This window comes from Sulfuriflexus mobilis, assembly GCF_003967195.1.
Taxonomy (GTDB): Bacteria; Pseudomonadota; Gammaproteobacteria; order AKS1; family AKS1; genus Sulfuriflexus; species Sulfuriflexus mobilis.
In genome coordinates this window covers 794,096-806,367 of record NZ_AP018725.1, presented here as the reverse complement: position 1 = coordinate 806,367, position 12,272 = coordinate 794,096, and the positions used below count along the sequence as shown (strand labels likewise).

13 protein-coding genes are annotated in these 12,272 nt (G+C 51.6%); 9 read left to right on the top strand and 4 right to left on the bottom strand.

The features are described from left to right. Positions 1 to 129: 129 nt before the first annotated feature. Positions 130 to 1,443: an OmpP1/FadL family transporter gene (locus tag EL386_RS04170; RefSeq protein WP_197722145.1), complete on the bottom strand. Its 1,314-nt coding sequence runs from the start codon at positions 1,441 to 1,443 to the stop codon at positions 130 to 132. 348 nt (positions 1,444 to 1,791) lie between these two features. Here EL386_RS04170 and EL386_RS04165 point away from each other — a divergent pair, with 348 nt between their 5' ends. Further along, a complete protein-coding gene (locus EL386_RS04165; RefSeq protein WP_126453718.1) occupies positions 1,792 to 3,192 on the top strand; it encodes an OmpP1/FadL family transporter in 1,401 nt (466 codons plus the stop codon). Positions 3,193 to 3,267: 75 nt separating this feature from the next. On the opposite strand, the gene dsrE2 is transcribed toward EL386_RS04165, so the two are convergent. Then, positions 3,268 to 3,747, bottom strand: coding sequence for a sulfur carrier protein DsrE2 (gene dsrE2 / locus EL386_RS04160; RefSeq protein WP_126453716.1), 480 nt, complete (start codon positions 3,745 to 3,747; stop codon positions 3,268 to 3,270). Positions 3,748 to 3,822: 75 nt separating this feature from the next. Further along, positions 3,823 to 4,053, bottom strand: a complete 231-nt coding sequence (locus EL386_RS04155) for a sulfurtransferase TusA family protein (RefSeq protein WP_126453714.1) — start codon at positions 4,051 to 4,053, stop codon at positions 3,823 to 3,825. Between the two features lie 234 nt (positions 4,054 to 4,287). Here EL386_RS04155 and EL386_RS04150 point away from each other — a divergent pair, with 234 nt between their 5' ends. The 8 genes from EL386_RS04150 (at position 4,288) to EL386_RS15930 (ending at position 11,098) form a co-directional block, all read left to right on the top strand. Continuing rightward, entirely contained in the window at positions 4,288 to 5,724 is a 1,437-nt protein-coding gene (locus EL386_RS04150) for a beta-barrel assembly-enhancing protease (protein WP_126453712.1), read from the top strand. A gap of 353 nt (positions 5,725 to 6,077) precedes the next feature. After that, entirely contained in the window at positions 6,078 to 6,353 is a 276-nt protein-coding gene (gene soxX, locus EL386_RS04145) for a sulfur oxidation c-type cytochrome SoxX (protein WP_232020244.1), read from the top strand. A 44-nt stretch (positions 6,354 to 6,397) separates the two neighbouring features. After that, entirely contained in the window at positions 6,398 to 6,862 is a 465-nt protein-coding gene (gene soxY, locus EL386_RS04140) for a thiosulfate oxidation carrier protein SoxY (RefSeq protein WP_126453708.1), read from the top strand. 29 nt (positions 6,863 to 6,891) lie between these two features. After that, entirely contained in the window at positions 6,892 to 7,206 is a 315-nt protein-coding gene (gene soxZ / locus EL386_RS04135; RefSeq protein ID WP_126452143.1) for a thiosulfate oxidation carrier complex protein SoxZ, read from the top strand. A 30-nt stretch (positions 7,207 to 7,236) separates the two neighbouring features. After that, complete coding sequence (gene soxA / locus EL386_RS04130; protein WP_232020243.1) at positions 7,237 to 8,079, top strand: sulfur oxidation c-type cytochrome SoxA; 843 nt, start codon at positions 7,237 to 7,239, stop codon at positions 8,077 to 8,079. Between the two features lie 268 nt (positions 8,080 to 8,347). Beyond that, positions 8,348 to 10,108 carry a thiosulfohydrolase SoxB gene (gene soxB / locus EL386_RS04125; RefSeq protein ID WP_126453706.1) on the top strand — a complete coding sequence of 587 codons (1,761 nt, stop codon included), beginning with the start codon at positions 8,348 to 8,350 and terminating at the stop codon, positions 10,106 to 10,108. A gap of 157 nt (positions 10,109 to 10,265) precedes the next feature. Further along, positions 10,266 to 10,661, top strand: coding sequence for an organomercurial transporter MerC (gene merC, locus EL386_RS04120; protein WP_126453704.1), 396 nt, complete (start codon positions 10,266 to 10,268; stop codon positions 10,659 to 10,661). 2 nt (positions 10,662 to 10,663) lie between these two features. After that, positions 10,664 to 11,098: a putative iron-sulfur cluster-binding metallochaperone gene (locus EL386_RS15930; protein WP_126453701.1), complete on the top strand. Its 435-nt coding sequence runs from the start codon at positions 10,664 to 10,666 to the stop codon at positions 11,096 to 11,098. A gap of 151 nt (positions 11,099 to 11,249) precedes the next feature. Here EL386_RS15930 and EL386_RS04110 read toward each other — a convergent pair whose 3' ends face one another. Continuing rightward, positions 11,250 to 12,233 carry a LysR family transcriptional regulator gene (locus EL386_RS04110; protein WP_172597610.1) on the bottom strand — a complete coding sequence of 328 codons (984 nt, stop codon included), beginning with the start codon at positions 12,231 to 12,233 and terminating at the stop codon, positions 11,250 to 11,252. Between the last annotated feature and the right edge of the window lie 39 nt (positions 12,234 to 12,272).

Below are 12,272 nucleotides of genomic sequence, written 5' to 3'. Positions count from 1 at the left end.
CGCCTATTATACCGACTCAAGGCCGCAGGCCTAGTCTTGTGCCTGCTTCAGGGGGCCTTTTGGGGCTACTTTGGGCATAAAAAAAGGGGCCCTGTCGGGCCCCTTTTCTATACGACTGTGTAACAAAGCTTAGAACTTCCAGGAATAACCGATCTCCACGGCGTTCTGGTACATGCTGATCTCGGTTGGCGCGCCCATAGCAAAGAAGGCATTGCCTCTATCGTTTTTGACCTCGTTACGGACCGCATGCATGAAGGCCACGGTCACTTCATTGTCGTCTTTACCGGTCGGGCGATAAGTAAAGCCGGCGGTAATATGCGTTTCTGGCACTGCCGGGGCCAGTACGTTGAACAACGCATCATCGTCACCAATGGGCTGATCACCGTGGCTGACACCTAACCGGTATGTAAAGTTCGCATCATGGTCATAGACAAAACCGAGTTTGAAGATGGTCATGTCATCCCAGCCGAAACCGAGACCATTGTCGGCACCCAGAAAACCCTGACCTGCATCAAATCCAGTAGGAGAGGTAAGAGATGGTCCCTTATTCGCGATGGCCTTCACATCACTGTATTCAATCTGCTGGATATCAAAAGTTACTGTCGACTTTGGTGTTACCTTGGCGGCTATACCGACCGACCAGTTGGCGGGGATATCAAAATCACCGTCTTCAGCGAAGAGCCTATCGTATTTATCAAACTCATTCATGTAGATCTTCGATGAATACGCGGCACCCAGGGTCACATTTTCGCTCATCTGACCCTGCCAACCTACACGCAGGCCTACACCCCATGCATCATCATAGCCCTGGTTGGTCAGCCCCTTATTACCGGCCGCTGAATCAACGCCGGCACCGGTCATTGGATTACAGCTGCCATCACCTTTAAAGCCACAAAAGCCTTGCAGGCCATAGGCCTTAAACTGCTGGTAACCGACCAGCAGGGAGGCACCCACTGTATGAGTCTCATTCAGCTTATAGGTAATGGTTGGGGCAAAAATCATCTGTGCAAGGTCAACACCCAGCCGATCCGGGAACCCAAATGGATTGACACCGGCACCGTCATCATAATTGGAATTCATGCCGCCGTTGGCATAAATCGTAATACCCGCCGTCATATTGTCGTCAATCTTGCGGACATAACCACCCGATGGAATGATGAAACCGTTCATTTCACTCACAGCCGAACCTGCACCTGTGGAGGCGTCACGATCGGGTGAGAATACCTCAATATTGACGTCCGCACGCTCACCCACATGGGCCATGCCCGCCGGGTTGACGGCAGCAGCCATGGAATCCTGAGGCAGGGCCGTGACGGCGCCGGCCATACCGCGCGCGTTAGGTCCGTACGCAGCACCAAAATAACCGTTCGTCGCGGATGCCGACATTGGTACCATAAAAGAAGCTGCAACCGCAGCGGCGAGCAAATGCTTACTATGTTTCATTGAGTGTCTCCTCCCAAATTAAAGACAACACGTGTTTATTGTATAAAGCTTCTTATGCGCAGGCCGCTTCTATGCCGGATCATGCAATCTGTGACTGCCGTTGTTGTGTATTACCTACACCCCTGTGCGTAATGACAACAGTGTGTTTCGCAACACGCACCATGTCAACTTTTTTTCGTGATTTATCTCAACTTACGCACTGATTTTCCTAGCAATTTCGGTATGTACTAATATTTATATTACTATATTCTTACATGCTTACTTTTCTTGCCTGCTTTACAAGGTGGCCCCTCTCGCGAGATTATTCACCGGAATACATAAACCATAACAACAATACCGAGGTTACCCATGTCATTCACCCCACGACAGGCACTAAAACAGACCCTTTACTGTTCCATCTACGCACTCGCCACCGTCAGTGGCACGAGCCATGCCGCAGGCTTTGGTATCATCGAGCAAAGCGTCACTGGCCTGGGCAATGCCTTTGCCGGGGGTTCAAGCGGCGCGACGGATGCCTCAACCATCTACTTCAACCCTGCCGGGATGACTCGCCTTGATGGCGCCCAGGCCATTTTTGCTGTCCACGTCATCGACCCGAATGCCAAATTCAAGGATCAGGGTTCAACCCATTTCACAACCGCGTCACTCGATGTCAACAATGAGAACGGCGGTGATGCCGGCCCTGTCGCCCTGGTACCCAATTTTTATTACAGTCGCCCGATCAACCAGCAGTGGACCTTCGGTGTCGGTATCGGTGCCCCCTTCGGACTGGTCACCGAATACGATGATGGCTGGGTCGGTCGTTACCATGCCCTGACCTCAGAGTTGAAAACCGTCAATATCAACCCTTCACTAGCCTACAAAGTAGACGACAAACTGAGTCTCGGCTTTGGTCTCAATGCGCAATATATTGAGGCCCGTCTCACCAATGCCGTGGATTATGGCGGTCTATGCTTTGCCGGTGAGAACATTACCATGACCCTGCCCGCAGGCACCTGTACGGCACTTAACCTTTCGCCGCAAGCGGACGATGGTGAGGCCGAGGTCAAAGGCGATGACTGGAGCTTCGGTTATAACTTGGGGATGATGTGGCAGGCCACGCCGCAGACCCGCATCGGTATCGCCTATCGTTCGCGTATCAAACACACACTAAAAGGTGATGCCGACTTCGATACGCCTAACAACCCAGCTACGGGTAATGCCACCGCGATTGCCGCAGGGCGCGGTCTGGTAGATACCGATGTCAAAGCCAAGGTTACCCTGCCGGATTCCCTGTCAGTCGGTTTTAACCATGAGATAGATTCGAAATGGACCGTAAACGGTGACCTCACTTGGACCAACTGGAGTGAATTCGAGGAACTACGTATTGAATTTGATTCCGGTGCGGCCGATTCTGTCACCACCACAAAGTGGCAGGACAGTAACCGTTACTCGCTTGGCGTAAGCTATGTACCGAACAAACAGTGGACCTGGCGTGGCGGTATTGCCTTTGATGAATCTGCTAATCGTAATAGTGAAAACCAGACACCGCGCGTGCCTGATCAGGACCGTACCTGGCTAACCGCCGGCTTTACCTACAAGTCGTCAGACAAGCTCAGCTTTGATGTGGGTTATGCCCACCTGTTTGTCAAGGATGCCAAAATCAACAAATCCCTGGCCGATACCGAAAACACACTGCGTGGTGCTCTGGTCGGTGAATACGAAATCGATATTGACATCCTCAGTGTCCAGGCGCGCTGGGCATTCTAAGTTGCAGCCTGCTACAAGCAATAAAAAAGCCCGGCTATGCCGGGCTTTTTTTATCCGTATTTTTAAAGATCAGATCTAGATATACAGACAAACATCCGTTTCACCGGCAAACTCGAAGAAAGTCGCGGCACCACCGTACTCCAGGCCATCAATGAAATTATCCTGCGTGAAGTCGAACAGGTCTACTGTCATCTGGCAACCGACCATCTTCACTTCAGCCTCAATACAGAGCTCGCGCAGTTCTTCGATACTGGCCACACCCTTGGACTTCATCTTCGCCTTCATCATACTGGTCATGACCGCTTCCATACCTGGCAGGGCAGTACCCAGTACCGGGAACCATTTGTCCATGGCCATCGGCATCGGCATACCCGGGTTACCCAGTGGGCTAACCTTCAGGTTGAGATCTTTACGAACCAGCTGCAGACCATAGAAGGTAAAAAATATCTGTGTCTCATACCCCAGTGCTGCAGCAGTGGAAGCAAGGATAAAAGGAGGATAGGCCCAATCCAGTGTGCCCTTGGTCGCAATAATTCCGAGTTTCTTTCCCGACATAATGGCTCTCCTTACGAGCGTTATGTTACTGAGGAGTCAGGCACACTGAGTTCGGGCCTAACAACAAAAAGCTTGTTAGGCCTTCTTGATACGGAAAACGAACTTGCCGCCTTCTTCACCAGAATCCATAAGTTCATTACCGGTCTGCTTGGCAAAGGCTTCAAAGTCCTTTACTGAACCCGGGTCAGTCGCAACAATGCGAAGTACCTGACCTGTATCCATACCGGCCAGAGTCTTCTTGGCGCGCAGAATAGGCAGCGGACAGTTCAGACCGGATGCATCGAGTTCTTGATCAAAATCAGCCATCTTTAATCTCCTTACAAGATTTTTTAGCGCCCGGGTCCCCGTACTAGCCAGGTCCGGACAAGGATATTAGAATTCAAGAGTACACTTATATGATAAGTTTATGGCAAAGGCAAGTCCGCACAGCGCATGCAAGACCCATCATCATCGAGGCTGAGTATATTCACTGGATTCTGAACTGCAAACCCCTTATTGTGGTCCTATATTCTGAGCTCAATATATATTTCTTATTTATTCATGGACTTACAAACTTTACTCAAAGCATTTTATCTGCTGCTGTGCCTGCCCGGACTGCTCAGTGCGGAAAACATTCGCCTGCCAGACATGGGAGACAGCGCCGGGGCCTTCATTTCGCCCGAGCAGGAGCACCGCATCGGCACCGAGTTTTTGCGCCGCATACGGCTGAGCTTTCAGCTTATTGAAGACCCTGAGATCACCGAGTATATCCGCAACCTCGGTAACCGAGTGGCCGCTAACAGTGATGACCCGGTGCAAAACTACACCTTTTTTATGCTCGATGACCCACGTATCAACGCCTTCGCCGCCCCCGGCGGTTTTATCGGTATCAATACCGGCCTGTTCAGTGCCACCGAATCAGAGAGTGAACTGGCCTCGGTGATTGCCCACGAAATTGCCCATATCACCCAACGTCACATGGCCCGCGCCTACGAGGCACAGAGCAACCTCAACCTGCCGGCCCTGGCCGGCGTCATTGCGGCCATTATTATTGGTTCACAAAACAGCGAACTCGGGCGCGCCACCCTCTCTGCCTCACAGGCTGCGGCCGTACAGGCCCAACTCGACTTTACCCGCTCGAATGAAAATGAGGCCGATCACATCGGTATTCAAACCCTGGCTGCTGCCGACTTCGACCCGCGCGCCATGACGGTATTCTTCGAACGTCTGCAACAGGCCTCACGCTATTACAGCCGACCGCCCGAATTTCTCAGTACCCACCCCGTGACCGTGACACGTATTGCCAATGCCCGAGGCCGCGCCGAGCGATACCCTTTCAAGCAATTCACGGACAGCCTCGATTATCACCTGATCAGGGAAAAGATCCGTCAATACATACCCAAGCAGCCACATGACATAGCTTATTACGAAAAGGTGCTGGCCTCCCGCCAATACAACAACGAAACGGCGACACGCTATGGCTATGCCCTGGCCCTGGCAGCCGCTGGACGGTTTAACCAGGCAGACCAGGAACTGCTCAAGCTCCTCAAGCAACACCCTGAACAGCCTTATTTCCTGCTGGCCCGTGCCCAGTTTATGCTTGAGTCCGGCAAGACACAGGCCGCAGTGGATGCCTTCCAACAGGCCCTGAAGCTCTACCCGGGTGACCACAGCCTGACCGTCACTTATGCCCGCGCCTTGCTACAGTTAAAGCGCGCCGCCGAGTCACGCCAGCTGCTCCATGAGCATCGTCGTCAACGCGACCCGGATGCCAGCCTCTACCACCTGTTGGCCATTGCCGAAGATGCCGCCGGCTTCCCCCTTGAGGCACACCAGTCACTGGCCGAATACCACTACCTGAACGGGCAAACACGTGAGGCCATTCGTCAGCTCGACATCGCCCTGGCACTGAAAACGGAAAACTTCATTGAGTTGTCTAAAATTCAGGCACGACGTGACCAACTCCGACAACTCGAGCGCGAAGAAAACCCTCACTAAATCATTCCCGACTAATGCAGTATCTTAGAATCTTCTGATATACATTTACTTGCATATAGCACTTGCCATCGCCACCCACTTAGGTATGCTATGCCTTACGTTGGACGCGGAATTAAACAACTTACATCGCGTAAGCATCGAAGTTTTCCCTGTAAATAACGACATAAAAGTAGTTAATAAAAGGGGTGGACTTAGAGTTTTTCCTAAACTTACGTATTTATCACACACTAAAACAGAAAGACCTTAGGAGGAGAGCGATGCGGAATGTCGCAAAGAAAATAGCTACTGCCAGTGCCATAGCTGTACTGATGGGAAGCTTCACACTTGCACCGCAAATTGCGGGCGCAGCAGAAATGACCCCAGCCCAAGCCGGCAAGAAGGTTGCTGAAGACCGCAAGAAGGGCAACTGTTTTGCCTGCCATGCATACGAAGGTGCCAGTCTACCCGGTAATATCGGGCCGCCACTGGTTGCCATGAAGGCGCGTTTCCCGGATCGCGAACAGCTGGCCAAGCGTCTGAATGACCCGCAGTCCGTTAATCCGAACACGCTGATGCCTCCATATGGCAAGCATGAAATCATTTCGAAGAAAGACATCAATAATATTATCGAATGGCTGTACACACTTTAAGCCTCGTCTTTCACAGAAACTTACTAGAATAAAAGGTGAAAATTATGGAACGTAGAACATTCCTCAAAGGTAGCATGGCCGGCAGTGCCGTTGCTGTGGCAGTGGGCGCAGGCCTGCTGACCCCGCAAAGCGTCCTCGCAGCCTGGCCGAAAGAGGCCTTTGAAGCCAAGGGCGTGGATAACGCCATGAGCACCCTGTTCGGCAGCAAAGATTCTGCAGCCAGCAAGGACATCAAGATCAAGGCCCCGGACATTGCCGAAAACGGCGCCGTGGTCCCGGTCAGCATCACCGCCGCGCAGTCCGGCATCGAAAGCATCTCCATCCTGGCGGCGGCCAACGCCTCGCCACTGTGTGCGAGCTTCGACATGGGTGCCAACGCCGAAGGCTATGTCTCCACCCGCATCAAGATGGGCAAGACCTCCAAGGTCATCGCCGTCGTCAAGGCCGGTGGCAAAGTCTACAGCGCCAGCAAAGACGTCAAGGTCACCATCGGCGGCTGCGGCGGCTAAGGCAAACAGGAATTTAAGAGGAAACTATCATGGCAAAAGGTATCAAAATCCGCGCCACGGCAAAGAAAGACTCCACCACGGTCAAGGCCCTGATGAGTCATCCGATGGACACGGGTCTGCGTAAAGACAAAAAAACTGGCAAGGTGATCCCCGCGCACTTCATTCAGGAAGTGAAGTGTGAGCACAACGGCAACGCCGTGCTGACCGCCCTGTGGGGTCCGGCGATCTCGAAGAACCCGTACCTGTCGTTCAAGTTCAAGGGCGGCAACAAGGGTGACAGCATCAAGATCAGCTGGGTCGACAACAAGGGTGAAAGTGCTTCCCAGGAAGCTCAGATCCGTTAAGCCAGCCCATAACTGGAGGAGAATAAAACAATGATGAAGAAAATCATTATCACAATGACCGCTCTGGGACTGGTTGCAGGTGCACAAATGTCTGCCCAGGCTGGTCCCAAGGAAGACCTGAAAAACTTCCGCAGCTACTTCACCAAGAAACTGCCTGCGGGCAAGACTTTTGATGACTACGCTGACGGTATCTATATCTACAATCAGGACATGTACGATGCCTGGCAGGCGATTGAGGAATTTCCTCCTTACGAACTGGATATTTCAGCCGGCGAGAAGGAATACAATACTGCTTTCGGCAATGGCAAGACCTATGCCAGCTGCTTCAAGAACGGTGGTAAGGGCATCGCCCAGAACTACCCATACTGGGACGCCAGGGCCGGCAAGGTCAAGACCTTGGAGGCCGAGATTAACGAGTGTCGTACAAAGAATGGCGAAAAGCCCCTGAAGTGGAAAAAGGGTAAACTGGCACAGCTGTCTGCCTACCTGAAAAACACTTCTCGTGGCAAGGCCATCAACGTTTCTGTCCCTAACGACAAGGGTGCCCTGGCTGCCTACAACGCTGGCAAGCAGTTCTACTTTGCCCGCCGTGGTCAGCTGAACTTCTCTTGTGCACACTGTCACTTCGATGCCGCCGGCAAGTACATCCGCGCGAACATCCTCAGTGCCGGTATAGGCCAGGCAACCAACTTCCCGGTTTACCGCTCGAAGTGGGGTGGCCTGGGTACTATGCACCGCCGTTACGGTGGCTGTAACAAGCAGGTACGCGCCAAGCCATTTAAGGCACAGGGTCCGGAATACACCAACCTGGAGTACTTCCATACTTACATGTCTAACGGCCTGAAGCTGAACGCGCCAGGTAACCGCCAGTAAGACGTACTTGGTTTGTCAAAAAGCCCAACCTTCTGGTTGGGCTTTTTTTATGCCCTCACCCGGAGAAACTCAGAAAATCCGCCTTATCCAATGCTAAATAGGCCGTTTTTGGCATTGAGGAGCACCTGCAAAATCAGCTAGAATGGGTAAATTATGTGCGTCCAGGAATTGAATAATAATATGACGGACAATAAAACGAAGCCTGGTCAATAAGGCCCCTAATAACAGGCAATACACCCGAAATAGTGAACGGAGGATCTCAATCCTAATGAATATTTCTCGCCGAGAATTCCTGCAGATGCTGGCCGTAGCCAGTGCCTCAGGCATAAACCTGAGTGGCTGTGAGCCAGGCTCAGAGACACAAAAGCTGCCTACCAGCAGCACCAAGGCCACCACGGCCTCTACTAACATCTATGAGATGCCGGCCTTCGGTAACGTCTCGTTCCTGCACTACACCGACTGCCATGCCCAGCTCATGCCGATTTATTTCCGTGAGCCGAATATCAACCTCGGTGTCGCCAGCATGTACGGCAACCCCCCGCATCTGGTTGGTGAAGAGCTGCTCAAGTTCTACAACATCAAGCCTGATACTCCCTGGGCGCACGCCTATACCTACATCGACTTCGCCGAGGCCGCACAGAAATTCGGTAAGGTCGGCGGTTTTGCCCACCTCGCGACCCTGGTGAAGAATATCCGTGCCCAACGCCCGGCTTCGCTGCTGCTTGACGGTGGTGATACCTGGCAGGGTTCCTGGACCTCGCTACGCACCAATGCCCAGGACATGATCGACGCACAGAAGCTGCTTGGCGTAGATATTATGACCGGCCACTGGGAATACACCTTTGGCGCCGAGCGCGTTCGTGAAGTACTGGAAAATGACTTTAAGGGTCACATCGACTTTGTCACCCAGAACGTTGTGGATAATGAATTTGAAGAGCCTGTCTTCAAGCCATACGTCATCAAGGAACAGAACGGTATCCCGGTTGCGGTTATCGGTCAGTCCTTCCCGTATACACCGATCGCCAACCCTCGTTTCATGGTGCCAGACTGGAGCTTCGGTATCCGTGACGACGGCATGCAGGCCGCCGTGGACCAGGCCCGTGCCGATGGCGCCCAGGTCGTGGTAGTGGTCTCGCATAACGGTATGGACGTTGACCTGAAGATGGCCAGCCGTGTTACCGGTATTGACGCCATCATGGGTGGCCATACCCATGACGCCGTGCCAGAGCCGGTCAAGGTCAGTAACGCCGGTGGTACTACCCTGGTTATCAACTCCGGCTCCAACAGCAAGTTCCTCTCCGTGCTCGACTTCGATGTCAAAAACGGCAAGGTTCGTGACTTCAAATACAAATTGCTACCGGTATTCTCGAATATGCTCGAGCCGGACCCGCAGATGCAGGCCTATATCGACCAGGTTCGTGCGCCTTTCCTTTCGGAACTCAATGAAGAACTGGCCATTACTGAAGAAGTCCTCTATCGCCGCGGCAACTTCAATGGCACCTTTGACCAGCTCATCTGTGATTCCATGCTGGAAGTCGAGGATGCCGAAATCGCCTTCTCACCCGGTTTCCGTTGGGGTGTCAGTGTGCTCCCTGGCCAGCCGATCACCTTCGAGGAAGTGGCCACACAAACTGCCATGACCTATCCGATTGTGACCGTTAACGAACTGTCCGGCGAAACCATCAAGACCGTGCTGGAAGACGTGGCCGATAATATCTTCAACGAAGACCCTTACTACCAGCAAGGTGGTGACATGGTTCGCGTAGGTGGCCTTAAATACAGCATCGACCCACTTGCCCGCATAGGCAAGCGTATTTCAGATATGGAACTCAACGGCCAGCCGATTGACCCAAACCGCAAATACAAGGTCGCAGGCTGGGCCAGTGTTGGTCGTGAGCTTACCGAGGCTGACGGCAGGCCGATATGGGAAATCACTTCCGATTACCTGCGTTCAAAGAAGGTCATCAAGTCTATTGACCTCAACGTACCGAAGATCAAGAACGTTACCGGCAACCCCGGAATCGCCTGATACACGTTCTCAAGGCTGTAGTAGAAAGGCCCCGCGTTGCGGGGCCTTTTCTTTTGTAATTGATGATTGGTCTTAATGTTCTTCAATTCAGCCTTGACTCCGTACCGGGGTACAGAGTTTACACTACAGCTATCAAAATTATCTTTAAGGATCCCCTATGAATGGGTTCAGTCGCCTGTTTGATAAGACCGGTGCCCTCGGCTCATTCATCGCCGCCATGGGCTGCGCCTCCTGCTTTCCCGCCCTGGGTTCCCTTGGTACCGCGCTCGGGCTGGGTTTTCTGGCTCAGTTCGAAGGTATCTTTATCAATACCCTGTTGCCAATATTTGCAGCCATCGCCCTTGCTGCCAATCTGTTGTCGTTTATCTCGCATAAGGTCTGGTACCGGACATTGGCCGGCATCACTGGCCCAAGCCTGGTCTTGTTAACCCTATACCCACTTTGGGCATATAACTGGAGTACCTACTTGCTGTATACCGGTATCGCACTCATGTTGCTGGTATCGATATGGGATATTTTCTTACCACCTAAAAAACTCTATGCAAGGGTGTAAACATGTCTGATTGCTGTTCCGTAGACGCCCAGAAGAAATCCAAACCCGTAAAATGCGAGTGCCCGAGAAATGGCAATAACTATCCTGAGGTGCAAAGAAAAACCGTATTGCAGCACATAGACAAACCCTGGATACATGCATTAAAAGAACAGAAGTATTTCTATTGTGATGACCCGGCCTGCGAGGTCGTCTACTTTGCCGAAGACAATACGCTAATAACCACATCCCAGGTCAGGACCCATATCGGTATCAAGGATCACTCAAATAGCGCATTGCGCTGTTACTGCTTTGGCATTTCTAATCTGGAGGCGCAAACCCAGCCGGAGGCAAAGAGCTTTGTTATTAGGCAAACCAAAGCAGCGCTTTGCTCATGTATCACCAGTAACCCTTCCGGCCGCTGCTGTTTAAAGGATTTTCCCAAATATAATAAAGAATAAACTCACAATTCTTTATTTTTTAGTCACTATCCCAGTGAACATTCGCCAGTATATACGCACCATGACAAAATATAATGTATGTCTAGATATATACTTCTGATTCAGACATATAGAAAGAAACTGTATTTACATCACCCGCTTAGAGACGCTGCTAGCCGTGTTGTATCTTTGATATGCCTATCGTATCCATTTCCTCAAGTGATCTCGTATAACGACGCCCCTCCAACAAATCGCGGTGCCGCTCAAATGCCTCAAGCATAAAATCAATAAATGCCCTCACACGAGCCGTGGCACGTAGGTCTTCGTGCGTTAGTACCCATAAATCACCACAAGTGCCTCTTGATGATATTAATTCCAGTCGCTCCAGTGATGGGACCGTGTCCGCCAGAAAACAGGGCAACATGGCAATTCCCATGTTCGCCTTCACTGCTTCAAGTTGTGCAAGCAAATCATCGGCTTTATGCACAACCGGCGATAATGAAAACCGGCTATCCTTGTTCCATTGCGTTGGCGAAGAAATTTCTTCCCAGCCGATCCAGTCTAACTTATCCGGGTGTTTGTCCAGATCCTTAGACTTCAGGTAGTCATGTGAGGCATATACACCCTTGGCCGGATGTAAAACACGACGTCCTACAAGATAGTCCGGTGGGTTGGGCGTCAGACGAATCGCTATATCAGCCTCGCGTTTGCGTAAATTGAATTCTTCGCTGGAAAATGCCAGCTCCAGTTGAATATTGGGATACATCTTTGTAAAGGCTGAAATATCAGGCATTAATAAATGCGTTGCCAATGCGGTGGGCATGGTCACCCGCAACACGCCATTTAATTGTGCATCTCGTCCGATGACCTGACGGTCTAGCTTTACGACCTCGTCTTCAATATGTTGCGCTGATTTCAGCATTTCTTCGCCAGTAGGGGTCAGCACATAGCCATTTGGCAATCGTTCAAATAAACGCACACCCAGCTTTTTCTCAAAAGACGTAATTCGACGTGAAACCGTCGAGTGATTAACAGACAGGGCCTCAGACGCAGCACGCAACGAGCCTTTACGGGCAACGGTCAAAAAGAATCGTAAATTATCCCAGTCCATGTGGTGCATTATTGCACCCGTGATTTGCAAATTCAATGCTTTCATAGCAGAAACGCACCGATTAGTATCTATACTCCAGGCCCA

Coding starts and splice junctions, on each gene's coding strand:
- EL386_RS04170 (WP_197722145.1), bottom strand. CDS start 1,443: ATGAAACATAGTAAGCATTTGCTCGCCGCTGCGGTTGCAGCTTCTTTT.
- EL386_RS04165 (WP_126453718.1), top strand. CDS start 1,792: ATGTCATTCACCCCACGACAGGCACTAAAACAGACCCTTTACTGTTCC.
- dsrE2 (WP_126453716.1), bottom strand. CDS start 3,747: ATGTCGGGAAAGAAACTCGGAATTATTGCGACCAAGGGCACACTGGAT.
- EL386_RS04155 (WP_126453714.1), bottom strand. CDS start 4,053: ATGGCTGATTTTGATCAAGAACTCGATGCATCCGGTCTGAACTGTCCG.
- EL386_RS04150 (WP_126453712.1), top strand. CDS start 4,288: ATGGACTTACAAACTTTACTCAAAGCATTTTATCTGCTGCTGTGCCTG.
- soxX (WP_232020244.1), top strand. CDS start 6,078: ATGACCCCAGCCCAAGCCGGCAAGAAGGTTGCTGAAGACCGCAAGAAG.
- soxY (WP_126453708.1), top strand. CDS start 6,398: ATGGAACGTAGAACATTCCTCAAAGGTAGCATGGCCGGCAGTGCCGTT.
- soxZ (WP_126452143.1), top strand. CDS start 6,892: ATGGCAAAAGGTATCAAAATCCGCGCCACGGCAAAGAAAGACTCCACC.
- soxA (WP_232020243.1), top strand. CDS start 7,237: ATGATGAAGAAAATCATTATCACAATGACCGCTCTGGGACTGGTTGCA.
- soxB (WP_126453706.1), top strand. CDS start 8,348: ATGAATATTTCTCGCCGAGAATTCCTGCAGATGCTGGCCGTAGCCAGT.
- merC (WP_126453704.1), top strand. CDS start 10,266: ATGAATGGGTTCAGTCGCCTGTTTGATAAGACCGGTGCCCTCGGCTCA.
- EL386_RS15930 (WP_126453701.1), top strand. CDS start 10,664: ATGTCTGATTGCTGTTCCGTAGACGCCCAGAAGAAATCCAAACCCGTA.
- EL386_RS04110 (WP_172597610.1), bottom strand. CDS start 12,233: ATGAAAGCATTGAATTTGCAAATCACGGGTGCAATAATGCACCACATG.